General features: G+C 43.4%; 24 protein-coding genes. 3 read left to right on the top strand and 21 right to left on the bottom strand.

What is annotated here, in order from left to right; all coding sequences use genetic code 11:
* Positions 1 to 185: 185 nt before the first annotated feature.
* Positions 186 to 1,145 (bottom strand): peptidoglycan DD-metalloendopeptidase family protein, encoded by a 960-nt coding sequence (locus ACFQ4X_RS15045; protein ID WP_379836477.1) that lies wholly within the window; start codon positions 1,143 to 1,145, stop codon positions 186 to 188.
* A gap of 294 nt (positions 1,146 to 1,439) precedes the next feature.
* Positions 1,440 to 2,465, bottom strand: coding sequence for a stage II sporulation protein D (gene spoIID / locus ACFQ4X_RS15050; RefSeq protein ID WP_379836479.1), 1,026 nt, complete (start codon positions 2,463 to 2,465; stop codon positions 1,440 to 1,442).
* Positions 2,466 to 2,664: 199 nt separating this feature from the next.
* On the opposite strand from spoIID, the gene ACFQ4X_RS15055 reads away from it, so the two are divergent.
* Positions 2,665 to 3,279, top strand: a complete 615-nt coding sequence (locus tag ACFQ4X_RS15055) for an RsiV family protein (protein ID WP_379836481.1) — start codon at positions 2,665 to 2,667, stop codon at positions 3,277 to 3,279.
* 33 nt (positions 3,280 to 3,312) lie between these two features.
* Here ACFQ4X_RS15055 and ACFQ4X_RS15060 read toward each other — a convergent pair whose 3' ends face one another.
* The 18 genes from ACFQ4X_RS15060 to ACFQ4X_RS15145 all read right to left on the bottom strand — a co-directional run bounded on the left by ACFQ4X_RS15060 (position 3,313) and on the right by ACFQ4X_RS15145 (position 21,428).
* Positions 3,313 to 4,017, bottom strand: a complete 705-nt coding sequence (locus ACFQ4X_RS15060) for a YetF domain-containing protein (protein ID WP_379836483.1) — start codon at positions 4,015 to 4,017, stop codon at positions 3,313 to 3,315.
* 1 nt (position 4,018) lies between these two features.
* Positions 4,019 to 4,732: a DUF421 domain-containing protein gene (locus ACFQ4X_RS15065; protein WP_379836485.1), complete on the bottom strand. Its 714-nt coding sequence runs from the start codon at positions 4,730 to 4,732 to the stop codon at positions 4,019 to 4,021.
* A gap of 124 nt (positions 4,733 to 4,856) precedes the next feature.
* A complete protein-coding gene (locus ACFQ4X_RS15070) occupies positions 4,857 to 6,530 on the bottom strand; it encodes a M4 family metallopeptidase (protein ID WP_379836487.1) in 1,674 nt (557 codons plus the stop codon).
* Between the two features lie 487 nt (positions 6,531 to 7,017).
* Entirely contained in the window at positions 7,018 to 7,164 is a 147-nt protein-coding gene (locus ACFQ4X_RS15075; RefSeq protein WP_139343027.1) for a lmo0937 family membrane protein, read from the bottom strand.
* Positions 7,165 to 7,576: 412 nt separating this feature from the next.
* The gene (gene murA / locus ACFQ4X_RS15080) at positions 7,577 to 8,887 is read right to left on the bottom strand and encodes a UDP-N-acetylglucosamine 1-carboxyvinyltransferase (protein WP_379836489.1); all 1,311 of its coding nucleotides are present in this window, start codon (positions 8,885 to 8,887) and stop codon (positions 7,577 to 7,579) included.
* A gap of 30 nt (positions 8,888 to 8,917) precedes the next feature.
* Positions 8,918 to 9,661, bottom strand: coding sequence for a YwmB family TATA-box binding protein (locus ACFQ4X_RS15085; RefSeq protein ID WP_379836491.1), 744 nt, complete (start codon positions 9,659 to 9,661; stop codon positions 8,918 to 8,920).
* Positions 9,662 to 9,769: 108 nt separating this feature from the next.
* A complete protein-coding gene (locus ACFQ4X_RS15090; protein ID WP_379836493.1) occupies positions 9,770 to 10,003 on the bottom strand; it encodes a DUF1146 family protein in 234 nt (77 codons plus the stop codon).
* 466 nt (positions 10,004 to 10,469) lie between these two features.
* Positions 10,470 to 12,008: an NADH-quinone oxidoreductase subunit NuoN gene (gene nuoN / locus ACFQ4X_RS15095; RefSeq protein WP_379836495.1), complete on the bottom strand. Its 1,539-nt coding sequence runs from the start codon at positions 12,006 to 12,008 to the stop codon at positions 10,470 to 10,472.
* 3 nt (positions 12,009 to 12,011) lie between these two features.
* A complete protein-coding gene (locus tag ACFQ4X_RS15100; protein ID WP_379836497.1) occupies positions 12,012 to 13,529 on the bottom strand; it encodes a complex I subunit 4 family protein in 1,518 nt (505 codons plus the stop codon).
* Complete coding sequence (nuoL, locus tag ACFQ4X_RS15105) at positions 13,526 to 15,394, bottom strand: NADH-quinone oxidoreductase subunit L (RefSeq protein WP_379837184.1); 1,869 nt, start codon at positions 15,392 to 15,394, stop codon at positions 13,526 to 13,528. Before nuoL ends, ACFQ4X_RS15100 begins: the two co-directional genes overlap by 4 nt.
* Before the next feature lie 20 nt (positions 15,395 to 15,414).
* Entirely contained in the window at positions 15,415 to 15,729 is a 315-nt protein-coding gene (nuoK, locus tag ACFQ4X_RS15110; protein ID WP_066293845.1) for an NADH-quinone oxidoreductase subunit NuoK, read from the bottom strand.
* On the bottom strand, positions 15,726 to 16,238 hold the full coding sequence (locus tag ACFQ4X_RS15115; RefSeq protein ID WP_379836499.1) for an NADH-quinone oxidoreductase subunit J: 513 nt from the start codon (positions 16,236 to 16,238) through the stop codon (positions 15,726 to 15,728). Before ACFQ4X_RS15115 ends, nuoK begins: the two co-directional genes overlap by 4 nt.
* Complete coding sequence (gene nuoI, locus ACFQ4X_RS15120) at positions 16,235 to 16,654, bottom strand: NADH-quinone oxidoreductase subunit NuoI (RefSeq protein WP_066293850.1); 420 nt, start codon at positions 16,652 to 16,654, stop codon at positions 16,235 to 16,237. The genes ACFQ4X_RS15115 and nuoI overlap by 4 nt, the downstream gene beginning before the upstream one ends.
* A gap of 529 nt (positions 16,655 to 17,183) precedes the next feature.
* Entirely contained in the window at positions 17,184 to 18,185 is a 1,002-nt protein-coding gene (gene nuoH, locus ACFQ4X_RS15125) for an NADH-quinone oxidoreductase subunit NuoH (RefSeq protein WP_379836501.1), read from the bottom strand.
* A complete protein-coding gene (locus tag ACFQ4X_RS15130; protein ID WP_379836503.1) occupies positions 18,185 to 19,285 on the bottom strand; it encodes an NADH-quinone oxidoreductase subunit D in 1,101 nt (366 codons plus the stop codon). Before ACFQ4X_RS15130 ends, nuoH begins: the two co-directional genes overlap by 1 nt.
* A 3-nt stretch (positions 19,286 to 19,288) precedes the next feature.
* Positions 19,289 to 20,551 carry an NADH-quinone oxidoreductase subunit C gene (locus ACFQ4X_RS15135; protein ID WP_379836505.1) on the bottom strand — a complete coding sequence of 421 codons (1,263 nt, stop codon included), beginning with the start codon at positions 20,549 to 20,551 and terminating at the stop codon, positions 19,289 to 19,291.
* Positions 20,548 to 21,063: a NuoB/complex I 20 kDa subunit family protein gene (locus ACFQ4X_RS15140; protein ID WP_066293864.1), complete on the bottom strand. Its 516-nt coding sequence runs from the start codon at positions 21,061 to 21,063 to the stop codon at positions 20,548 to 20,550. Before ACFQ4X_RS15140 ends, ACFQ4X_RS15135 begins: the two co-directional genes overlap by 4 nt.
* Positions 21,054 to 21,428, bottom strand: a complete 375-nt coding sequence (locus ACFQ4X_RS15145; protein WP_066293866.1) for an NADH-quinone oxidoreductase subunit A — start codon at positions 21,426 to 21,428, stop codon at positions 21,054 to 21,056. Before ACFQ4X_RS15145 ends, ACFQ4X_RS15140 begins: the two co-directional genes overlap by 10 nt.
* A 227-nt stretch (positions 21,429 to 21,655) precedes the next feature.
* Here ACFQ4X_RS15145 and ACFQ4X_RS15150 point away from each other — a divergent pair, with 227 nt between their 5' ends.
* Complete coding sequence (locus tag ACFQ4X_RS15150) at positions 21,656 to 21,853, top strand: hypothetical protein (protein WP_130293132.1); 198 nt, start codon at positions 21,656 to 21,658, stop codon at positions 21,851 to 21,853.
* A 33-nt stretch (positions 21,854 to 21,886) separates the two neighbouring features.
* On the top strand, positions 21,887 to 22,273 hold the full coding sequence (locus tag ACFQ4X_RS15155) for a DUF1722 domain-containing protein (RefSeq protein WP_379836508.1): 387 nt from the start codon (positions 21,887 to 21,889) through the stop codon (positions 22,271 to 22,273).
* Between the two features lie 319 nt (positions 22,274 to 22,592).
* On the opposite strand, the gene ACFQ4X_RS15160 is transcribed toward ACFQ4X_RS15155, so the two are convergent.
* Positions 22,593 to 24,257: a glycerol-3-phosphate dehydrogenase/oxidase gene (locus ACFQ4X_RS15160; RefSeq protein ID WP_379836510.1), complete on the bottom strand. Its 1,665-nt coding sequence runs from the start codon at positions 24,255 to 24,257 to the stop codon at positions 22,593 to 22,595.
* Positions 24,258 to 24,382: the final 125 nt, after the last annotated feature.

A 24,382-nucleotide genomic window follows, 5' to 3' on the forward strand; every position in this document is an offset into this window, starting at 1 on the left:
TCAAAATTCCCGATCTACGCTCAGAATCTTCACGCTGCGCTCAAAACACCTTTACTACCGCTCAGGAATCCTCTTGTTCGCTCAAACCTTTTCAAATCGTCCATTTTGCCGAGCAAAATCTTCATTATTTCTTTAAAAAACGAAAAAGCTGCCCCGATTTGCTCAGGACAGCTTCCATTTTAAAATTATTCGTTTGCACCTGAATCATCTGCTGATGTTTCATCTGATTCTGCTGGAGCATCAGTGTCTTCTGCAGATTGAGATGATGATTCTTGTTCACCGTTGGCATCTTTGCCGTCTTTACCGTCTTTTGTGCCTTTAGTGTCTTTGCCGCCTTTATCGTCGGCTTTTGGTGCTGCTGGCTTTTTTTCTTCAGCAGGCTTTTGCTCTTCTGCCGCTTTCTTTTCTTCAGCTGCTTTTTGCTCTTCTGCTTTCTTCATCTCTTTACGAGAATCTTCAACAGCGCTTGCTAGCTGTGCTACGGATTGATCCCAAGCCATTACCGGATCCACTGCTTCTCCATCTTTGCGGACTTCGAAGTGTGCGTGAACTTTTGCGTCTTTATCATAAGCATTTTCGCCAGCTTGTCCAAGAACTGCTCCTTGTTTCACTTGGTCGCCTTGCTTAACAGATACAGAGGCTAATGATGAGTAGTGTGTTACAACACCTTTGTCATGTTCAACTTCTACAACAAAGCCTAGTGCAGGGTCTTTTGCAACTTTTACAACATTACCACTTAGTGCAGCGGTTACATCGAACGCTTTACCATCTTCTGTTGCTAGATCGATACCGCGATTTTGGTAGTAGATATTGTTATAGAATACTAGTGCTGCTTCTTGCTCTTGGGCTGTAGCGTCTGAACTAAAGAAATCCTTCACTACTTCAATGGCTTCAGGGTCAGCGACTGGCATTTGGAATACTTCTTTTGTAAGTGAAACTGGTACTGCTGTTCCATCGTCTTCTAATGCGCTTTCTGGAGTATTATTATTCTCCGTATTTTTCGCATCGTTTTGATACCATAGAACAGATGTTAAAATGACTGCTGCAAAACTAAGATACACTGCAGGATAAACCCAACGTTTTTTCATAGCATTCTTACCTTTCATCGGTACTGTTTTTTTGGTTTGTTTTTCTTCTTCTTTCATTTTTCATCACCTCAGCAACAAGTTTGAACAGAATTCTGAAAATATATACTTTAGTGCGAAATTTTTTTGAAAGTTTCTTTCGACATTAATGAAACTAGCTGATTCTTTTCCAATCAGACTTAGTTGAATTTATACTATTAACCTAAACTTGTTTCTACGTCGTTTTATCGACTCCGATACAAGTTATATAGGAAATAGTGCAGTAAAAAACCGCACCATGTCTTATGACACAATGCGGTTCTCTATATAGAAGGGGTCTGTCCCGGGACAGACCCCTTACAATTCTCACACAATTCACTTTAGGGCAAGCCCTTTGTCAGCAAGAGGCTTGTAATCTGTAATTTCAATCCCCTTATAATAATAGTTCACGATTTCCTTATACGACTTGCCTTCCTCCGCCATTCCATTCGCTCCGTACTGGCTGAGCCCCACTCCATGGCCATAGCCTTTTGTGGTGATGGTGATCTGCTTGCCCTTTTTCTCCATTTGAAAATCAGTTGACCTGAGCTCCAGCTTCTCTCGTATTTCTTTTCCAGTAAACTCTTTTTTCCCGATCGCGAACTTACCAATTCGTTTTCCGCTCGTTGTTGCGATAACCTTGCCAACCTTGCCGTCCTTTTTGATCGAAACACCCAGTTTCTCCTCAACGGTTCTAACTTGCAGCTGAACAGTCTGCACATACTTCGGCGACTTCTTATCCCATGGGCTTTCTACACTTCTTAAGTACGGGTATTTATTTTTCCAATAATCTTCTGAATTAACGGTAAATCCATTGCTTGTGGAGAAGAAGCTTGCCTGGATCGGCTCTCCTTCATACGTTAAGATCTGCCCTTTTGTCTCCGTGACAGCTTCTACGATCTTTGCGAGTTTTTCGTTGAAATCGTCTCCCCAAAGTGCCTCCAGTTCATCGTTCCCTTTGTACACCTGGTGCATGATCGTGTCGGTTACGACGGCCCCCTCTGGTAAACTATCATCTTTTCCGGGGTTTAGCATAGCTTTTACAATAAACGTTCTAGCGGTTAATGCTTGTGCTTTCAGTGCCTCGAGCTCAAACTCTGCCGGCATCTCAGAGGCTACTACTCCTGCCACATACTCTTCTAACGGGATGTTCTCGACTGTATCCTTTGATGTGCGAAATACAGGGACGACGATGTCCGAGTGCGGAATTTCCAAAGCTAGCATTCTCTCAGACGGCCTTGCCTGATTCTCTTCTTTCCATTCAGGGGGCTCCGACGAAAATGGTAGCACGAGTATGGCGGGAAGCAGGACGATTACGGCAACAAAAATTGCTAGAATCCAGATCAGTGGCTTGATTTTCACATTCACGTTTCAATGCCCTCCTATTTTGTTTTCTACCATACAACTTATACAAAAGGTTGAGCCTTTAGAACATGAAAACTAGTATTTTTACAATTCAAATGTGCTCGTTCTGTTAGGTTTACAAGTTTTGTTTTCAAGCCGTCTGCAACAGCTGCCCGCTGCATAAATTATACTGAGACCCAATGAAAGGGTGAGCGGCATGAACAATTTCGAGCCTCCCGTTCTCGTCAGGACACATACGTATTCCCCTGGCCAGATGAGAATTTATTACCCGCAGATCGAAGGCAGAATCAACCCTCGCATCCAGCAGCAAGTAAATCAGCAGATCATTCAGATCAACCAAGAGCTCCAGCAAATGCAAAATCCTGAAGCACGCCCCCGTATGTACGGAGAATTCGCTGTGAAAACAAACGAAAAGAACATTCTTAGCATCGGATTTTTGAATTACGGCTACACCCCAATGGCGGCACACGGGATGACGTATATTAAATCACAAACATGGGACCTGACAACAGGACGGACATATCAACTAAAAGATCTCTTCAAACCAGGCAGTAACTACGTGCAAGTTTTGAACCGGATTATAAAAGAGCAAATTAAACAGCAGCAGATCGTTACGCTTGAACCATTCAAAACCATCAGCCCGAACCAAGATTACTACATTGCTGATAAAGCACTCGTCATCTACTTCCAGCTGTATGACCTAACCGCTTATGCATTTGGCTTTCCGATGTTCGTTAATTCGGTGTTCGATCTGCAGGATATTATTAATGAGAACGGACCGCTTGGAAAGCTGGCAGTGAATAGTCTGTAGAACGAGAGGGTATCCGACATTGGATACCCTGCTTTATTTTTTCGATACATATAACTTTTTGTTTTGATCTACAGTCGCCAGATAAACAGAATCGATATTGTCCACTTGATGAGTCTTCAAGTTTTCTTTTAACCACGTGAGGTCCACTTCTGCTTTTTTCAGATTTTCTTCAAATAGTTTTCCATCATTTATTACCACTAAAGGAATTTCGATAGGGGGAGCAGCAGCTTCTACATCCGATGGTGTAACGGGATCATGAGCACTGTATTTCATGATGCTTAACTGACCGTTCGGCTCCAGCATGCAATACCTGACTTCTGAAATGTTAAATACTTTCCTGATTCTAAGCTCTGCCAGTAAGAGATCAATATTCATAAAGTGTCTTTTCAGATGTTTCCTTACGATTCTCCCGTCATCAATAAGCAGGAGAGGCTTTCCGTTAAAAAAATGGGCAAAAGATGTGCTCTTTAAGGAGATCATACTCAAAAGGGTATGCCAAAAGAATAGCGTTAAAATGGGGGTGATCGTCCGTGTAAAGGTTACCTCTCCATCTAATAAAGGAGAAACAGTAAGCGCCCCTAGTATCCAGATCAGTGCAAAGTCAAAGGTAGTCATCTGGCTGAAGGACCTTTTTGACACAAACCTTCCAACCAAAAAGACGATCATCCCTACAAGGATTGCTCTAAACACGTAACCCATTAATGTGATGTCTTTTAATTCACCAAAAACTTGAGGCATGTTAATCCTCCTGTTTGTTTATGTATAGTGTTTTCCCGGGTGTAAGAATCCCCACAAAAACATCCTTTATAGCGGTAATATTAAGCAATTTTAGCTGCTGGTCTATCCACTCGCTGTCTAGATTATTTTTCTCCAGCACCCGCTTATCCACTTTACCTTCATAGATTAGAAGCTGAGACAACTCATTTGGAGTTGTGGGTATTCCCATAGAAGACTTTGTAACAGGCTGCTCTTTGCTGTCAATCGCAACACTAAAATCTCCTGTTGTTTCCGCCACTAAATATTTTACTTTTTCAAGGTTAAAAGAATCTTTAACTCTTAAAATTGAAAACACATTATCAAGCGTAAGCCTTGTTTTCTTTAAATTTTTCTTAATGATTTTACCGTTCTTCACGATAATAGTTGGAGTTTGTGAAACGATGGATGGAAATTTAAGATAACCGAAATAGGTAAGAACCAGCATGAAGATCGTATAAACAATGATAATTGCAAAAGCATCGATCGGCCGCGAATCAGGAACAACGATACGGGTTGCCGAGATGTGGCTAATTCCAGCTGCCATGATGAAATTATAAGGAGTCGTAATGGCATTCTGCTTAAAACCCATTGCTTTATCTGACGCAAATAATAAAAAATACAGCAAGGAAGTTCTAAAGAATTGTTCAATTATGCTTAAATCCTCTGCTTGAAATAAAACATCTTTAATGTTCATCATTCATCTTCCTTCTAGAAAACAATGGATTCTTCTATATATGTTAAACTTCCCAATCTTTCATTTATTATTGATCACGATAAAAAAACCCTGATCCTCACGTGGAAGATCAGGGTTTTGCGGTTATTTAGTTTACACCGACTGCATCGTAAGATTTCTTAACAGCATTCACTTCAGCTGATGTTGCACCGTATAGATCAGCTGCCGCTTGAACAAGAGCCGCTCTCGCTTGGCTGAAGTTAGAAGAAGCCGTTAAGTAAACCGTGTTCGCTCTGTAGTAGATTGCTCCCACTTTATCGTTTCCGATGGCAGGAACCGTTACACCATAATGCGTTCCGCCAACTGCCAGCAAGTATGCTGCTTTGTTGATGATTCCACTGTTGATGTGTACACCGCCGTTATCTCCTGTTCCTGTGTAGCGAACAGAATAGTGGTCAGGATCATTGTACTTCGTCGGATCACTCATGGAACGAAGCGCGTCACCATTCGTGCCTGGTGTGTAGATGTCTTCACCGATCTCGTAATCCGGGTTGTTATTTTCATGATGCTCCACAAGCGTTCCGAAGATATCTGACATCGCTTCGTTTAGAGCACCTGACTCATTTTGATAGATTAAATCAGATGAGAAGTCTGTAACAGCATGTGTCAATTCATGCGCTACAACATCCAGTCCGCCTGAAAGTGAAACGAATGTTGTTCCATCACCATCTCCATATACCATCTGCTGACCGTTCCAGAATGCATTGTTGTAGTTGCGGCCGTAGTGGACAGATGATTTAAGCGCTGCCCCATTATTGTCATATGAGTTGCGGTTAAATACTTCTTTATAATAATCGTACGTTGCTCCTGCATAAGCATGAGCATCTACAGCTGCTCGATCATATGTAGCATTGAACTGGTTATCCGCATCCGCCCAAAGGCTACCAGGAAGCTGCTGGCGATTCTTTGCATCGTACGTAAATACGCCGCCTCCTCTTGTGTTATCTTGCAGGTAGTACGTTCCGTTTGATAATAATGTGTTTAGCGACTTCGTGTCACCAAGGACACCAGTTCCAGAACCTACAGCATTTGTTCCAACTAATGTACTTCCACCGCCTCCAGGAGGAGCTTTGTGATCGCCGTTCGCTTCATCTAAATCATTGTAAGAGTTAAGAATCTTTCCTGTTTTTGCATCTACAAAGTAATTGTAGTTGCCTGGTTCAGGAGATAAGAAGTTTAGGTTTACGAGATAAGCGTAAGCTGCTTCGTCACCTTGTGTGTAAACCACCAAATCTGAAGTTGGATCTGCTTCATATTCAGGTGTGAAGCCTAAATCTGAAACTGCTGCTTCAACTGCTTTGGAAGCAGTAATCTTTTTCCCAAACCCTAGTCCTGGCTTGTCCTGCAGATTCGGAACCACGGTTCCAGAGAATACAAGAAGTTCACCTTTATCGTTCACATGCGCTACTTGTGTAGAGCCCCAAACCGGTACTCCTTTATATGTTTGCTGAAGGCGAACCATTTGGCGCCCTAGCTCATCTTTTGTTACTGATTTTACCGAGAAAGCTTCATCAGCTTTTTGGCTTCCGAGTTTGAAAGTCTGGGATTCTTTTTGAATATATGAAAGAACCACATCTTTAGCTGATTTGCTTGAAGCCTCAGACAATTTACCTGATACGAATGATGGCGTACCCGTTAAACTATTAAATTGCTTTGTCGATAAAACGTTAACCGGTGAATCTGCTGATGCTTGTCCTCCTGCTAACGGACTCACTGCCAACCCCAGCGCTAAACCCCATGCTGCTAATTTCTTATTGTTCATCCCTGTTCAATCCCCTTTGCCTTATGTAATTTTTTTGAAGCCAGTGGATTTATATTACCATTATTTATTTTATTTTCAAACTATTTAAAAAATTTTGATTATAATGTACCAGTTGAAAGCTTATTTTTATAAAAATGGGATATTTGAACTACCTTGTTGCTTTGTTTAGTACTTTTCACGGTACGTGTTTTTTACCTGTTACACGTTCACGCGAGAAGCAGAGGTTTTCACGCAAACAAGGTGCAGTTTCACGGAATCACCAAGTTCCACGCCGAACCTCCTTCGTTTCACGCACAAAGATCTTATTTTCACGCATACCCCACTATGTAACCTTTTTTATTCCAATAAAAATTAAAAACTGATCGCAAACAGTACATTATGTACTGTTTGCGATCAGCTTTTCACGAAATACTCTTAATTCTGCTATTAACACCTCACTTAAAACAAAAAAGCCAGCCATCATGGCCAGCTTTTTCATTTCAAACAGCTATTTCATTTTTCTGCCTTTAAAGAAGTTCAATAGGAAGACGATCACAGCGATGACGAGAAGAATATGTATGATTCCGCCTGCGACGTCGAAAAGAAAACCTAGCAGCCATAATACTAATAAAATTGCGGCTATTGTCCAAAGCATGAGTTCGACATCCTTTCAAATTGTATTCTTGCAACTAGTTATAGATTTCCCGAACCATCGTTGTTATAAACGCTTTTACAATAAAAATGAAAGGCTCTTTTCTAAAAAAGAATGTTGCTACAGAGTGATCTTAAGAAATGCTTCATTGAAAAAGTTAATTGGAGCGAAAGGGCGAGACTCCTCGAAAATGAAAATCACATTTTCTTCGTGCGATGTAACGCTGTCGAAGCCTTCCTTGTCCTGCAGGATGAGTGGGACAGGTGAGACCATTCAATGACGCAAAGCGACGAATGGGCTCACCGCACACCCTGCGGAAAGCGAGTCCTGCAGCGGAAATCAGCCTCTTTCAAAAGCAACAAAGTATAGCCAAATGAAAAGAACCCTCTCATCGAGGGTTCTTGGATTAAAAATATTATGCTAAATTACTTTTTAATGATTGCTCTTTCGCTGGTGTTGTTTCCACACCTTCGTTTACACGCTCGATGTCAGCACCTAATGCAGCCAGTTTTCCAGTAAAATCAACGTATCCACGGTCAATGTGCTTCAATTCAGTTACGCGTGTGTAACCTTCTGCAACAAGCCCAGCAAGTACTAAAGCAGCACCTGCGCGAAGGTCAGTTGAAGCAACCTCAGCACCTTGAAGATTTACAGGTCCGTTAATTACAGAAGAACGGCCTTCAATTTTAATGTCACCATTCATGCGGCGGAATTCTTCCACGTGCATGAAGCGGTTTTCAAACACAGTTTCCGTAATAACACTCGTTCCGTTTGCACGAAGCAATAGTGCCATCATTTGCGACTGAAGATCAGTCGGGAATCCTGGGTGAGGCATTGTTTTAATATCAACAGGCTTTAATTCACGAGGTCCGCGAACACGAAGTCCTTGGCCTTCTTCATGAATCTGAACACCCATCTCTTCCATTTTTGCGATCAAAGGACGTAAGTGTTCTGCGATAGCATTCTCAATTAACACGTCACCTTGTGTAATTGCTGCAGCTACCATATAAGTTCCTGCTTCGATACGGTCTGGTACAACAGTATGCTCAGCACCAGCTAGCTCTTCTACACCTACGATGCGGATTGTGCCTGTACCTGCACCGATTACAGTAGCACCCATCGCATTTAGGTAGTTTGCTAAACAAACGATTTCTGGTTCTTTTGCTGCGTTTTCAATAACCGTTGTTCCTTCTGCAAGTGTTGCTGCCATCATGATGTTCTCAGTAGCACCTACACTTGGGAAGTCTAAATAAATTTTCGCACCTTGCAAGCGGCCGTCGATTTTTGCTTCGATAAAGCCGTTGCCGATTTTAACTGTAGCACCCATTGCTTCGAAACCTTTAAGATGCTGATCGATCGGACGTGATCCGATTGCGCATCCACCAGGAAGTGCAATACGAGATAGTCCTACACGAGCAAGCAAAGGTCCCATAACTAGGAATGATGCTCTCATTTTACGGACATACTCAAATGGTGCTTCAGTCTTTAATTCACTTGTAGCGTCTACATGGATCTGCCCATTTTCGAAAGCTACATCAATATTTAAATAGCGTAATACTTCATTAATCGTAAAAACATCAGCAAGAGTGGGCACCTCTTTTATAGTACTCGTGCCTCTACTGGCTAAAATGGATGCTGCGATGACAGGAAGTACGGCATTCTTAGCTCCTTCAACTCGTACAGAGCCCTCTAACCGCCTACCACCACGGACAATGATTTTTTCCAACGATATTCCCCTCCGCGTCCAATTTGTATATTAATATTCAGACGTAATTATTGGTGTGCCAATTGTGACAGTAGTTTTACTGCCCAATCCTTCAGATCTTAACGCCACCTGAAGATTCATTTTATTTTGATGACCGGTATAAATCGCTTGTTCCCACTGTTCAGTATATGCAGATAGTGACACAAACGTCTCTTCCTTTAATTCCTCAACAGAAACTCCAGAAAAAGCTTGTACCAATTCATTTGCTTGCGAATACAAATCAACCACCATTTTATCACCGTATGTACCGGTAACACAAGAGAAAATTTTGGGATTTCCTCCTACAGAATCTTTAATACGGTCATCCAACAAGCGTCGAATTTCTTTCCAATTCTGATTTGTATTTACAAGTCCTTCAACCGCATAAATAAAATACGATGCAGTTTGTTGTTTCTGGGGGTATGTGATGATGGTGACCTTCTCAGTTAGACCAAGTTCATCATGCTGAAACTTCCCGGTCATTTTGTAATGTCCGGCCTCATCTTCACTTGCCGCCCAGCTAAATTCAGGATAATTACGCTTAAGCTCTTCTGCTTGTTTTAAATACCCTAGTCCTTTAGATGTAAAACCTAATTCTCCATTAAAATACATGGTCCATTTGTCAGGTTCTGCACCTTTTTCTTTTAAAACATCTATTATATGTGCTACTTCATTTGTTTGATCGTCTTTTGCGTATCCAGATGAAACCATAATAATAAGCAAAATTGCTGTAATCGTCATTGTCCATTTGTTCATTCCCCAGCACATCCTCTCTATTTCTCATTGTTGCCAAAGAGAGAAAGGATATCCGTGGAACTTGTAGTCATATTCCGACAATTCCGTTAATGGAATTGTGTCTCGGAATTATCCAAATAATTGACTTAGATTGGTGGAATACTGTAGATACTTTAAGAAGAAATCACTGGATAGACTTGCAAGGCTGATGACCATTAAAATGTAAAGCACTCTCGCCTGCATAACCTTGCCTTTTTTGATCCATTTGTCAAAGTGAATCGCCTGCATCGCCCACCAAGCTATGACAAGAAACAATAAATGTACGATTATATGTAATAAAGCCTGTTGTCCTACTGGAATCATAAATCAACTTACCCCCTATTACATATTTCGACAACTTTAAGCATAATTCTTTCTTCTCATTAAAAAAAGATACTTTATCCCTACTTTTGTTTTATGAAAGCCCTTACTTTTCAATCGTTCAAAAAGTTGTAACGATTATTTATTTAAAAATTTACTTCCTCTTATATAGTCGTATAAAAATGGGTGGAGTTACGGGAGTTTCGGCTCATTTTCCGCTCATATAATATTTCTGTGCGAAAGTGTCCTTTTGAAACTGACAATATGATTATTTTCTGCGACGAGCGCACACTTGCATACGAACTGTACTAAATAGATTAGTGTTATCACCGCTCGGAGAAAGATTACAGGGTAATCCAAAATAATTCCACAGATAAAGAGATTAATTCCACATATAACAAGATTAATTTCACGAAAAATCAAAAAACACGCTAAGGAGTTAACCTTAACGTGTCAGTTTTAGAATTTTTTAATGATCATGCGTATGAGTATCAACCGCTTCGATATTCATGAAAAACTCATTAATATCGAAGTTTCCATAAAAGAAATCCAGTGCAAGATCTGGCATCACTCCAAGGATGACCGTTGATACGGCGCAAAATGCAAGTACCGCTGCCAAACCGGATGGCACTGAAACCTTCGCAGCCCCTTCACCATCCCGGAAAAACATTACCGCGATGACATTAAAGTAGTACACATAAGAGACGAGCGTGGTTGCCATCATCACGGCTGCCAGCCAATAATGAGCGGGCTCCAGGCCAAGCGCTCCCATAAAGATTCCGAACTTCCCAACGAATCCGGCGGTGATCGGTATCCCTGCCAGAGATAAAAGGAAAAACGTCATCGGTACCGCAAGCCACGGTGATCGTTTAAACAAACCTCTGAAAATACTGATGTCGTTTGATTTTTCCTGAACGGTTAACACCTGAATAATCGTAAATGCTCCAATATTCATGAACAGATACGCTAAAAGATAGAACCAGATCAGTTCAAATAATAATGACGAATTCGATACAAACGGAACTAAAATGTAACCAGCTTGTGCAATGGATGAGTAGGCGAACATCCGCTTAATATTTCTCTGTCTCAGTGCCGTTACGTTCCCGATGATCATTGTAGCAGCTGCCAGAATCATGACATATGGCTGAACTTCAAGCAGCAATGATTCACTGTCGATTCCAGGAGCTGCGATAAACGTGATGATGATAAAACGCAGCAAGATTACAAATCCCGCTGTTTTTGAAACAACGCTTAAAAATGCGGTGACCGGAACCGGCGCTCCTTCGTACACATCTGGTGCCCACATGTGTAGAGGTGCTGCTGCAATTTTAAACGTAAGTCCGGCAAACGTGATAAGGAATGCAAACATCAATAGAAATCCGTGCTTCAGTAATTCTGGGTCCTGCATATTTTGAGCGATCATGAACAAATTTGTTTCACCTGTCAGTCCGAAAACATAACTCATTCCGAACAAGGTGATCGCCGTTGCAATTCCGCCAGAAACCACATATTTAAACGCTGATTCGTTGCTTCGATTATTGCGTCTTTCAAGTCCTGCCATGATATAAGAAGAAAGAGAGAGAAGTTCAAGACCGACGAACAAGGTGATTAAGTCTGCACTTGAAGCCATCATCATTGCCCCTAATAGAGCAGACAGCAGCAAGTAATAAAATTCTCCGCGGTTCTCTTCTATGTCTTCCTTCTTGTAATTAGATGCTAAGACCAAGACCAGCACTGTTCCAAGCAAAAGCAAGATCTTAAATGCTTTTGAAAAGGAATCAAGTCGGTATGTGTCGTAAAGAATGGACGTTACTTCTGTATCCAGCTGCATGAAGATCGCAGCAAGTGCACCGAGCACACCTGCCCCGGCAAGCCATGCTAAAGGTTTGCGGCTGGATTCTTTTTTCATAAAAAGGTCGATCACAGATAGCAGCGTCGCAACACCAAGTATGATAAATTCCGGAGCCATGACGCTCCATTTAAAGGATAATAACGTATCTAGATCCATCGATTAGCCCCCTAACCCTAGCAGAATGGCATCTAATGTTGGTCGGAGCATATCACTTAACCACGCTGGATAGATTCCGATAAAAAGAATCGCTGCAAGCAGTACGAATGCCGGAATTCGCTCTGACGAAGAAAGATCGTCCTCTTTATGAAGTTCTTTTTCTTCTCCAAACGTGATAGCCAGTACGGCTCTCAATACATAAACCGCTGTTAAAATAAGGCCAATGGTTCCCACTGCAGCTAACACTGGCATTTTTTCAAATAATCCTAAAAACGCCATGAACTCGCTGATGAAGCCGGACATACCCGGTAGACCAAGTGATGCGAGACCGCCGGCTAAGAACACACCAGCCAGAATCGGCATCCTTTTTGCCACTCCGCCAAATGCACTTAACTCAGAACTGCCGGACCGTTCATATAAAGCACCGACTAAGAAAAACAGTAGCGCTGAGATCAGTCCGTGAGAGACCACTTGGAAAACGGCTCCCGTCATGCCTGATTCATTGCCGGCAGCAAGACCGATCAACACGATTCCCATATGTGAAACGGAAGAATAAGCGAGTACGCGTTTTACATCGGTTTGGGTTAATGCTAAAAACGCTCCATAAAGCAGGTTGATCACACCGAATAGTCCGATAATAAATGCGAGTGACTTGAACTGATCAGGGAACATGCCAGCTCCAAACACGATGACTCCGTACGCTCCGATTTTCAAAAGAATGCCTGAGTGAATCATGACAATCGCTGGCGGTGCCTGAACGTGCACACGGACCATCCAAGAATGCAGAGGGAAAACCGGCAGCTTTACGGCAAATGCGACCAGAAGAGCAATCAGCATCCCCATTTTAAAACCTTTCGTAATAAACAGCTGGTTCAACTCAGCTTGCGGCAGTGAAAACGTGTAAGTGAGCTGTTCGAAGTTCATCGTGCCTGTTTTCATGAAAAGCGCAACGAACACGATAAGCAAAATAGCTGAACCAACACCGTTATAGATCAAAAAACTGTAAGCCGCTTTTTCTTTTTCTAAGTAACCCCAGCGTCCGATTAAGAAAAACATTGGAATGAGCGTGATTTCAAAGAAAATAAAGAACAAAAACAGATTTTGAGCTGCAAATACGCCGAGCATTCCCATCTCCAGAAGGAAAAACAATATGAAGTAGCTTTTCCAGTTTTGTTTGATGGAGAAAGAAGCGATTGCTGCAAGCACGGAAACGACAGCTGTCAAGAGGATCAGCACCATCGAAAGTCCGTTAACCCCTAATTCATAAAAGATTGGATAGCTTACCTGACCTTTAGACTGAAAAACTTCATAAGAGATCCAGCTGAATTTTACCGCCAGCTGCAGCCCTTCTCCTCCCATTTTAAAAGCTGAGAGGACGACAAGTGCGATGCCTAATGGGAAAAGTGTTCCTAAAACACCAAGCCATTTAATCGATTTTTCGTCGTGAGATGGTACAAACATGAGTACCAGCACTCCTAACAAAGGGGAAAAGATCAAGATGGAAAGAAGCCAAGCGTTCATGAGAAATACCCCCCTGTCAATGCCACGATAAGCAATAAGATGACGATTCCAAAGATAGCCGCTGTTCCGTAGGACTGCACTTGGCCGTTCTGCAGACGCGAGCCGATCTTGCTAAGTCCTTGAACACCGTTCGTTACAGCTGTTACGAGTCCATCCACAACATAGCGGTCAAAGAGAACACCAAGCTTGCTCAATCCTCTTGTTCCTTTTACAACGGTTTGATCATAGCCTTCATCGATATACCACTTGTTGTAGATGACATCAGCGAGACTAGGGAACGATCGAGTAATCCAGTCTCTTGAAAGCGTTCCTTTTTGATAGATCAAATAAGCTAGACCGATTCCTAAAAGAGCAGCCGCCGTTGCCACAAGCGGGATCCACGCAGGTCCATGGTGATCGCCGTGCGGCAGTTCAACCGGGCCTTGAGCCAGGTAATCGGATAAAAATGTCCCAAACCACGTTGTGTTCAAGTAACCCGCAACGACCGCTAACACGCCAAGAACGATCATCGGGAATGTCATCACGCCTGGTGATTCGTGAACACCTTTCTCGTTGCCGCGCGCCTTCCCTGTAAACACGAGGAAAAACAAACGGAACATATAGAACGCAGTCATGAATGCTGCGATGACAGCGAGCCAGAACAGTCCGTACTTGCCGTCTGCATATGTGCTTGCCAAAATTTCATCTTTTGAGAAGAATCCTGATAAAAGCGGAACGCCTGAAATCGTGAGTGCCCCAATCAAGAAGAGCGGCCCTGTGATCCGAAGTTTTTTCCAAAGTCCGCCCATTTCTTCGATGTTTTGTGTATGTACGGCATGAATTACACTTCCGGCCGCTAAGAACAGCAATGCTTTAAAGAAGGCGTGTGTCGTCAGGTGAAAAATCCCTGCCACATAGCCTGATGCACCAAGCGCGAGCATCATGTATCCTAACTGGCTGACAGTGGAGTACGCTAAAACGCGTTTAATATCTTTTTGCATGAGGCCGATCGATGCTGCGAATATCGCAGTCAATCCCCCGACAACTGCAACAACCGTCAATGCTGCTTCTGATGCTTGAAAGAGCGGATACATCGCCGCTACCAAGTACACCCCTGCTGCTACCATCGTTGCAGCGTGGATGAGTGCAGATACTGGCGTAGGACCTTCCATCGCATCCGGAAGCCATGTGTGAAGCGGCAGCTGACCTGATTTTCCGACCGCTCCGACAAAGATACAAAGCGCCGTGAGTGTCAACATCTCATCAGAGATATCGCCATTTTTTACAGAAGCAAAAATCTCATCATACTCGAAACTGCCAACCTGCCAAAATAGCAAAACCATACCGATAAACAAACCAACGTCGCCGATACGGGTCATGACGAAGGCTTTTTTCGCAGCGGCCTTTGCTTCAGGCTTAAAATAATAGAATCCGATTAATAGAAAAGAACCCAGTCCTACAAGCTCCCAAAACATATACAGCTGTAATAGATTAGGAGAAAGAACCAGCCCGAGCATCGCGAATGAAAACAATCCTAAATAGGCGAAGAATACCGGGAATCGTTCGTCACCGTGCATGTACCCTTTTGAATAAAGGTGTACTAAAAAACTTACGAGTGACACGATTACGAGCATGAGCGCATTAAGAGGATTCACCTCAAAGCCCATCGTGATCGCCCGTTCTCCGATCTGAAACCACGTTCCCTCTGTCTTTATCCCCTCACCCTGCCAGACGGCGAAAAATACGCCAACGGACATGACGAGTGAAATTCCTGTTAAAAGCACTCCAATCCAAGCGGTGCTTTCACTTTTGGATTTCCTGAACAGCAGCAAAAGAATGAAGGATAAAAGCGGGAACAACGGTATAAGCCAACTCATCTGCAACATCATATTGTCCATCTCCTCTCTTATCGCTTCATCGTATCCATTTCATCCACATTTACCGTTTGACGGTTGCGATACAACGCGATCAAAATCGCGAGTCCCACTGCCGCTTCTGCAGCCGCTACCGTAATGGTGAACAGGGAGAAAATCTGTCCGGTGAGTCCCGGATTAATTGAGTATTTCGCAAAAGCTACTAAATTAATATTTACGGCATTCAGCATCAATTCAATTGAAATCAGCACAATAACCGCATTTCGCTTTGTGAGTGCACCGAACAAACCGATGCAGAACAGGATCAAGGCAAGCATCAAGTAAGCCGTTAAAGGTACAGAGCTCATTTTTTTGCCTCCTTTTCATCATCGTCGCGTTTTGCCAGGATGATGGAGCCAATCAGTGCTACCAAGAGCAGTACTGATGTTAATTCGAAAGGGATCACATAATGAGAGTACAGCTCGATCCCAATCTTTTTCGTGTTATCAATGTGCAGTTCCGCGTTCTGCTGACCAAAGTTCAAGTCTTTGATCTTTCCGTACATAATCAAAAAGAAAAGACCGATCGAAAGGCCTGTCAGTATAATTTTCAGCCGAGGTGCACGCTTCTCTTTTTCCTGATGCCTTGTCAGCATGATTCCGAACAGCATGATAATTGTAATCGCGCCTGAATAGATGAGCACTTGAACAACCGCTACGAATTCAGCAGACAACGTAATGTAAATACCTGCAATCGCTATAAATGTAAAAATAAGAGCGACAACCATGTGTACGATATTTGTCAGGTTGATCAGAAGAACACCGCCGGTAATCGCTGTCAGCGCTAGCAGGAAAAAAGCTATCATTTCACCGGTCATGCTTTGTTCTCCTTTCTGACGTTCTCATCGTTTTCGTCCAGCCATTCCAGGTTTTTAAACAAATCGTCCCGGCTGTATTCGGCGAGTTCAAACTGGTTTGTCATAACGATCGCTTCTGTCGGGCACACTTCCGTACAGAGGTCGCACAAAATACATATTTCAAAGTTGATATCATACGTATCAATGATTTTCCCTTTTTTCGCTGGATCCGGATGCGGCTTACCCGTTAACTGGATGCAGTCTGTCGGGCAAATCTGCGCGCACTGGTTGCACACGATGCACTTTTCCGGATAAAACTTTTGGATACCGCGGAAACGGTCGGGCATTTGGATCGGCACGTCCGGATAACTTGTCGTCACGTTTTGCTTCGTCAAGTTCTTAACGGTATAGCCTAAACCTTTCACAAGACCTTTCATCCTGAGATCACGCTCCTTATGCTTTGGTCTATCTATTGACTGGGCTTTTAAATTTAGTTTAGAAGATGCTTCGCTGTTCGTGAAAGTGTTGATCTACGCTCCAGGATGCTCGCTTTCCGGGGGGCGTACGGTGAGCCCACTCGTCGCTTTGCGACATTGAATGGTCTCACCTGTCCCGCTGATCCCCCAGGAGTCTCGCCCCTTGCGCTTCAATCAACTATTCAATGAAGTAGTTATAAAAAACTAGATTGTATGTAAATTTGCTAGCTTCAACCAAACAACTAAGCAATTCCTCGAGTTATTTTATAAGGCTCTATTCTAAAAGATTGTTGCTACAGGGAGATTTGAAGTTCTTCATTGAAAAGTTGATTGCAGTGGAAGTTGCGAGACTCCTGCGGGACTGGCGGTCAGGTGAGACACTTAAAAGTGAAACGTACGAATGTGGCTCACCGCCTGCCCCGCGGAAAGCGAGCAACCTGGAACGGAAATCAACATCTTCCAAAAACAACAAAGTTTAAGAAAACACCTTTTATAAAAATAGTTCTTTCACTGCTGCACTGACAAAGATATTTAGAAGTGCGAGCGGTAGAAGTACTTTCCATGCAAAGCCCATCAGCTGATCAGCACGCAGACGAGGAAGTGTTCCGCGAATCCAGATCATGAAAAATACAACAAGGCTGAACTTCAGTCCGAACCACAGCATGCCTGGAATGAACCCTAAGAACGGTATTGGCATCCATCCGCCGAGGAACAAGACCGTTGTCAGCGACGCCATCGCGAACAGGTACACGTACTCTGTCAGCATGAAGAACGCCCAGCGGAAACCGGAGTATTCAACATGATAACCGGCAACAAGCTCTGATTCTGCTTCTGGCAAGTCGAACGGCGTACGGTTCAGCTCGGCGATCGAGGAGATCAAAAAGACGAAAAACCCGATCGGTGTTAAAAAGATGTATGCGATATTTTCTTGTCCTCTTACAATGTCGTTCAAGTTCAGGCTACCCGCAAAAAGGATAACGCCGATCACGGAAATGACGAGCGGAATCTCATAAGATATCATCTGTGCCGCAGCACGCATTCCGCCTAAAAGCGAGTATTTATTGTTAGAAGCCCAGCCGCCCATCAGGATGCCGATCGTCGAAATCCCTGAGATAGCTACATAATAGAGCAGGCCGACACCAAGGTCTGCGAACTGCATGTTTTCTGAGAACGGAATCGTCGCAAGCACCATGAATGCTGGAGCAAACGCTATGACCGGAGCTAGAATAAATAGCGGACGGTCAGCAAGCTTTGGAATGGTATCTTCTTTTATTAAAAGTTTAAATACATCAGCGACGGTTTGCAGGAGACCGAATCTTCCTCCAACGCGGTTCGGTCCTGTACGCATCTGCATGAAACCGAGTACTTTACGCTCAGCTAAGATCGCGTATGTTACGAAGCCGAGTACCGTAACGAGCAAGGCTGCCCCAAGTGCGAAGAAGATGGCTACATGCATCCAGCCAGGCTGTGCGTATAAAAGATCCTCCATCATCAGCCATCAACCTCCCCGAGCACAATGTCGATTCCACCTAAAATCGTAATCAAGTTGGAAATGTTTTCGCCAACTAAAAGCTTAGGCAAGATCTGCAGGTTATAAAAAGACGGTCTGCGGAACTTTAAGCGATAAGGCTCTTTCTTTCCTTCTGATGCGATGTAGCAGCCGATCTCGCCACGCGGGGACTCGATTCTGACAAACGCCTCACCTTTTGGGGGCTTGATGATTCTTGGCACTTTTGCCATTACAGGTCCTTCTTCAGGAAACTGCTCTACAGCTTGTTCTAAAATTTTTAATGATTCCTCGATTTCCTGCATGCGGCACTGATAGCGCGCCCATGCATCGCCTGTATGAAAGACCGGCACATCAAAATCAAAGCGGTCATAGATTGAGTACGGCTCATCTTTTCTGAGATCCCAGCTCGTGCCGGTACATCTTAAGTTAGCACCGCTCAATGAGTAATTGAGCGCTTCTTCCTTCGAGTAATAGCCGATTCCTTTTACACGGTTCAAGAAGATTTCATTTCCTGTCACGAGATCGTGATAGCCCGCAAGCTCTTCTCTCATATAAGGAACAAAATCACGAACCTTTTCAATCCATCCATCTGGCGCATCCCACTTCACGCCGCCGACACGCATGTAGTTGAACGTGAGGCGCGCGCCGCAAATTTCGTTCAGCATGTTGATGATTGCTTCTCTTTCACGGAACGCGTATAAAAACGGGCTCATCGCACCAATATCGAGTAAATATGTACCGAACCAAACGAGGTGACTCGCGATTCGTCCAAGCTCCATCACAATAACGCGCAAGTATTCCGCACGTTCCGGAATCTCGAGACTCATCATCGTTTCCACGGCGTGGCAGATCACGTAGTTGTTCGTCATCGCAGCCAAATAATCCATACGGTCTGTGTACGGGATGATCTGCGTATATTGTAAATTTTCAGCGAGTTTTTCAGTCCCGCGGTGCAGATAACCGATTACAGGTGTCGCTTCAATAATCGTTTCACCGTCAATTTTTAGTACGATCCGGAAAACGCCGTGTGTACTCGGATGCTGAGGTCCAACGTTGAGGAGCATCTCTTCTGTTCTGATCATTCTCTACACCTCCACGTCATGCGGTTCGTAATCTTTTCTGAGCGGATGACCTACCCAGTCATCCGGTAGCATGATGCGTGTTAAATTCGGATGACCTTCAAATTGGATTCCTAAGAGATCATATGTTTCACGCTCAGGCCAGTTTGCTCCTGCCCATAACGGGGTAATAGAGTGGGTAACGGCACTATTTCTGTCTATTTTTACTTTTAATGCAACGGACTGGCTATTTACATACGAATATAAATGGTTATATACTTCAAAATGCGTTTCAAAATCTGTCCCATGCATTTCAGACAGATAGTCAAAACGAAGCTGATCGTTGTGTTTTAAAAACTCAGCGACTTTGTAATAGGTATCTGGTTTCGCGACTAATGTCGGCACGTCTTTTGAGAGTCTGTTAATATAAGCATCTTCTAAAACATCTTCTCCTAAGTGCTCTTTGATGACTTTTATGTAGGTATCGAGGATCGGCTGGTTTGGAGATGGTTTCTCTTCTTCTGCTGGTTCAGCTGCAGCACCTTTTGCGTTTGCTGCGGCACGCGCTTTTGCAGCGGCTGCAGCCTTTGCTTTAGCGGCGGCGATTGCTTTCGCTTTTTCATCGTCACTGGCTGGAACATCTCCGCCCGCTTCTCTTGCTGCTTTAGCTTTCGCGGCAGCGGCTGCTTTCGCTTTCGCAGCGGCAGCGGCCTTTGCTTTTGCTGCAGCTTTTGCTTTTTCGTCATCCCCCGCTGGCTCAGTTGATTCAGTGGTAGCTTGGGCTTTTTCAGCCTGACGTTGTTTCGCGAGCTCAAGCGCCTTTGCCTTCGCTTCAGCAGCTGCTTTCTTTTTCAGCTCTTCTTTTGTTAATTCTGGTTCTGCTGCGGGTTCTGTTGCTTCCACTGCTTTTGCCTTTTCAGCCTGACGCTGTTTCGCAAGTTCAAGCGCTTTCGCTTTCGCTTCAGCAGCAGCCTTCTTTTTCAGCTCTTCTTTTGTTAATTCTGGTTCTGCAGCTCGTTCTGACGCTTCCTCCGCTTTCGCCTTTTCAGCCTGGCGCTGCTTCGCTAGCTCAAGAGCCTTTGCCTTTGCTTCTGCAGCAGCCTTCTTTTTTAGCTCTTCTTTTGTTAATTCAGGTTCTGCCGCTGGCTCTGATGCTTCCGCCGCTTTTACCTTTTCTGCCTGACGCTGCTTCGCTAGCTCTAGTGCTTTCGCCTTCGCTTCTGCAGCTGCTTTTTTCTTCTGATCTTCTATGGATAAACCTTCATTGGATTCATCATGTTCTTTTGTCATTCGCTCATCACCTTCTTGCCGGTCTTCGCTTCATAACGGATTTTTTCCTGAAGCTTGTTGATGCCGTAAATAAGCGCTGCTGGATTCGGCGGGCAGCCTGGTATGTACACGTCAACAGGGACGATTTGATCGACTCCTTTTACAACGGCATATGATTTGATATATGGACCGCCTGCAGTTGCACAAGAACCCATTGCAATGACCCACTTTGGTTCAGGCATTTGCTCATACAATCTTTTTAAAACAGGTGCCATTTTTTTTGTAACCGTTCCTGAAACGATCATGACATCTGACTGCCTTGGTGATGTTCGGAAAATGCTTCCGAAGCGGTCTAAGTCATAATGCGAGGAACCCGTTCCCATCATTTCGATCGCACAGCATGCGAGTCCGAATGTGAGCGGCCAGAGCGAGTTGCTTCTCGCCCAAGCTTTTACTTGTTCGAGTGTTACCATAAAGACGTTGCGTTCCAGTTCTGAACGTTCTTCAGCCGTAAGCTCCCATTTTATGTCCATTTAAGCACCTTCTTTTTCCAAGCGTATACGAGACCTAACGTTAAAAGAACAACGAAAATTCCCATTTCAATCAGGGCAAAAACACCTAGCTCTTCATAAGCCACTGCCCATGGATATAAAAACACCGTTTCAACATCAAAAATAACGAACATAAGCGCAAACAAATAATAGCGGACATTGTATTGAACCCAGCTTTGGTGAAAAGGTTCGATCCCGCTTTCGTAAGTGGTGTATTTTTCTGCCGACGGCTTATAAGGACGCAGCAGACGACCCGCTGTCAAAGCGACAACCGGCAAAAGGATCCCTAAAAAAAGAAATACAGCCACGATGAGGTAATTGTTCTGATATAAATTGTAAAAATCCATTCTGACTACCCCCATAAAAACTCAGAATTTTTCAAATTGTGTAACCGCTTTAATTATAACAAATTCCAATTTTTGTGTCGATGATGCCTTTTTGTCTAGAAACATGTACTAAATTAATGTTCTATCCTTATTTTTCTATAGAAATGTTCATAATCCTGTAAATTTTTACATGTGATTATCAGGAAGTTAGGAGTATGATAGTAGTGTAAAGGGGAGGTTGATAGGATATGGACTTTTGGTGGATTGCTTATTTTTTAATTGTTGTAATTTCAATAGCAGGTTTAGTAGGAACAATCATGATCTCCAGAACGCAGGATGAAAAATACGGAAGTTCCACAAAACAGAACCTCGTTCGTTTAACAGCCATTTACGCTGTATTGATTCTTGTTTCATTAGTGGCGCTTGCTCTGTACGTTTATATTTAATAAAATGCCTAAAAAAGAGGAAGTGATCTCTACTTGAAAAAAGAGACCGAACTGCTTTGGGCTAGTGAAAAGTATTCTGTGATGGCCAAGGGGTATAACTTCTATAAAGATATTCAGGGTAAAATGAGAGAAGCACAATCTGCAGAAGATTATTATGAAATTCAACGTTTAATCGCCGATTATAAACAAAAACCTTACGATAAAAAAGCACTCATAAATACATTGGAACATGTCTGGGGTTATTTAAAAAAAGAGGCTGAAGAAGACGATAAAAAGCAGTTTTTTTCACTGCTGGATGAGTTGAAGCGAGTTGAGGATGAACATTTTGATGAGATTCCTTATGAATTTCAGCTGTACTTGCATTATCTGCTGCAAAAATACCCGTCTGACTACTTAAAACAATCTACTTTTATAAAATAGTGAGGATGCAGCCCGGCGTTTTGGGTCGCATCCTTTTAATTTGGTTTAAAAATGGAGAAGTTTCGGTGGCCGAAACTGTTCATGTTCTATACCTTAGGAGGTATCTGGACAAGTTATCTCACGTTAAATCGGATTATCCCACATTAAATTGACTTTTTCCCACGTTAATTGAAATAATCGCATGGTAATTTGAAAATACCACAAGTCGACACCCCGCGACAGATTTTGCCCCGCCATGTACCCTCCCGCTACCTAAACGACGACACCTACAAACAAAAAAGCTACCCCGTACCAAAACCAAAACGGGATAGCTCTCATTTTATTCATTAACCGGTTCAACCGACAATCTCAGCTGTTCTTCAAATTCTGCTGCGTAATCACGCTTTTGTTCTTCATCCCAGCCCAATTTATCCGCCATGCAGCTGATGACGTTTTCCTTCCATTTGTACACCGTATCGATGTCAAAATATAGAGCGGAAATTCTCCGGATCAAGAAGTCAGATGGAGTCGAAGCCATCTCGTATTCCAGCGCATAGAGAAGTGATGCGTAAAGGCTCTTCGGCAAGTTGTAGCTCTTCGCTTCTTCACCGCGCTCTTTCATAAATCCATAAACAACATCAATATTAGTTCCGTAACGCTGAACAAGCTCTCTTGCTTTGGCATCATCCAGTCCTAACGCTAAGCCTTCTTGCACTTTCGTACGTAAAAAGTCTCCAAAGTTTTCGCTTCCGCCCATTTTACCGCCTGACAGTTCCAGATGCTGCGTACTGCAGTCTCGGAACTTCGCATCCTCTTCGTCTGCCAGTTGGTCGCGAACGATATCCACTACTTTTTCAGCCATTTTGCGGTAACCGGTAAGCTTTCCGCCTGCAATCGTCAATAGACCAGACGGTGAGTGGAAGACTTCATCTTTTCTCGAAATTTCAGATGGCCCTTTTTTCGGCTCGTGAATCAACGGACGCAGTCCTGACCATGAGGACTCAACATCATCACGTGTGATCTTCACTTCTGGGAACATAAAGGAAATGGTGTTTAGGACGTAATTCAGATCTTCCTCAGTCATGCCAGGGTTTGCGAGGTCTCCTTTATAATCCGTATCTGTCGTTCCCACATACGTTTTGCCAGCTCTCGGGATCGCGAACACCATTCGACCGTCTTCTGTGTCGTAATAAACAGCCTGTTTGAGCGGGAACTTCGACTGGTCGATAACGAGGTGGATTCCTTTTGTATGGTGAATCTCTTTACCTGTTTTCGAACGGTCTTCTTCGCGGAGCTCATCTACCCAAGGACCAGTTGCGTTCACGATTTTCTTCGCATAAATCTCATGAACTTCGCCAGTCAGCTGATCTTCTACATTTACGCCGACTGCTTTTTTTCCGTTATAGATAAAACTTGTTACTTTCAAATAGTTAACAGCTGATGCACCACGGGCAACGGCTTCCTTCATTATTTCAAGAGTCAGACGGGCGTCATCCGTTTTGTATTCCACATAGTAACCGCCGCCTTGAAGTCCGCTCTTTTTCAAAAGTGGTTCGTGTTTCAATGTGTCTGAGGCCGAGAGCATTTTTCTGCGTTCTTGTTTTTTTACGCCTGCTAAAAAGTCATACACTTTTAAACCGATCGAAGTGGAGAATTTACCGAAAGTTCCATTTTTATAGATCGGCAGAAGCATCCATTCTGGTGTTGTTACATGCGGTGCGTTCTCGTAAACGATCGCGCGCTCTTTCCCGACTTCGGCAACTAGTTTCACTTCGAACTGCTTTAGATAGCGCAATCCGCCGTGAACGAGTTTCGTTGAACGGCTGGATGTTCCGGCTGCAAAATCCTGCATCTCGACGAGCCCGACTTTCATTCCGCGTGTCTGGGCATCGAGCAGAATACCAGCTCCTGTAACACCGCCGCCGATTACGAGCAGATCCAGCTTTTGTTTTTTCATATTTTCAATGATTGCTTCTCTATTATAGGTTGAAAATGTTGCTGTCATTTTCCTCTCACTCCTTCTGTTAGAACCGCCGGACACGTAAGGCTATGGGTAGTTTTCCCGTAAATTTGCGCTGCAACACGCAGATTTTACGTTTAGTGCGTTTTCATTACGCAAAAAAAGACCAC

The organism is Fictibacillus halophilus (genome assembly GCF_042680145.1).
In the GTDB taxonomy this organism is placed as follows: Bacteria; Bacillota; Bacilli; order Bacillales; family Fictibacillaceae; genus Fictibacillus; species Fictibacillus halophilus_A.

Coding starts and splice junctions, on each gene's coding strand:
- ACFQ4X_RS15045 (WP_379836477.1), bottom strand. CDS start 1,145: ATGAAAGAAGAAGAAAAACAAACCAAAAAAACAGTACCGATGAAAGGT.
- ACFQ4X_RS15055 (WP_379836481.1), top strand. CDS start 2,665: ATGAACAATTTCGAGCCTCCCGTTCTCGTCAGGACACATACGTATTCC.
- ACFQ4X_RS15060 (WP_379836483.1), bottom strand. CDS start 4,017: ATGCCTCAAGTTTTTGGTGAATTAAAAGACATCACATTAATGGGTTAC.
- ACFQ4X_RS15065 (WP_379836485.1), bottom strand. CDS start 4,732: ATGATGAACATTAAAGATGTTTTATTTCAAGCAGAGGATTTAAGCATA.
- ACFQ4X_RS15070 (WP_379836487.1), bottom strand. CDS start 6,530: ATGAACAATAAGAAATTAGCAGCATGGGGTTTAGCGCTGGGGTTGGCA.
- ACFQ4X_RS15075 (WP_139343027.1), bottom strand. CDS start 7,164: ATGCTTTGGACAATAGCCGCAATTTTATTAGTATTATGGCTGCTAGGT.
- ACFQ4X_RS15085 (WP_379836491.1), bottom strand. CDS start 9,661: ATGAACAAATGGACAATGACGATTACAGCAATTTTGCTTATTATTATG.
- ACFQ4X_RS15090 (WP_379836493.1), bottom strand. CDS start 10,003: ATGATTCCAGTAGGACAACAGGCTTTATTACATATAATCGTACATTTA.
- nuoN (WP_379836495.1), bottom strand. CDS start 12,008: ATGGATCTAGATACGTTATTATCCTTTAAATGGAGCGTCATGGCTCCG.
- ACFQ4X_RS15100 (WP_379836497.1), bottom strand. CDS start 13,529: ATGAACGCTTGGCTTCTTTCCATCTTGATCTTTTCCCCTTTGTTAGGA.
- nuoL (WP_379837184.1), bottom strand. CDS start 15,394: ATGTTGCAGATGAGTTGGCTTATACCGTTGTTCCCGCTTTTATCCTTC.
- nuoK (WP_066293845.1), bottom strand. CDS start 15,729: ATGAGCTCTGTACCTTTAACGGCTTACTTGATGCTTGCCTTGATCCTG.
- ACFQ4X_RS15115 (WP_379836499.1), bottom strand. CDS start 16,238: ATGACCGGTGAAATGATAGCTTTTTTCCTGCTAGCGCTGACAGCGATT.
- nuoI (WP_066293850.1), bottom strand. CDS start 16,654: ATGAAAGGTCTTGTGAAAGGTTTAGGCTATACCGTTAAGAACTTGACG.
- nuoH (WP_379836501.1), bottom strand. CDS start 18,185: ATGATGGAGGATCTTTTATACGCACAGCCTGGCTGGATGCATGTAGCC.
- ACFQ4X_RS15130 (WP_379836503.1), bottom strand. CDS start 19,285: ATGATCAGAACAGAAGAGATGCTCCTCAACGTTGGACCTCAGCATCCG.
- ACFQ4X_RS15135 (WP_379836505.1), bottom strand. CDS start 20,551: ATGACAAAAGAACATGATGAATCCAATGAAGGTTTATCCATAGAAGAT.
- ACFQ4X_RS15140 (WP_066293864.1), bottom strand. CDS start 21,063: ATGGACATAAAATGGGAGCTTACGGCTGAAGAACGTTCAGAACTGGAA.
- ACFQ4X_RS15145 (WP_066293866.1), bottom strand. CDS start 21,428: ATGGATTTTTACAATTTATATCAGAACAATTACCTCATCGTGGCTGTA.
- ACFQ4X_RS15150 (WP_130293132.1), top strand. CDS start 21,656: ATGGACTTTTGGTGGATTGCTTATTTTTTAATTGTTGTAATTTCAATA.
- ACFQ4X_RS15160 (WP_379836510.1), bottom strand. CDS start 24,257: ATGACAGCAACATTTTCAACCTATAATAGAGAAGCAATCATTGAAAAT.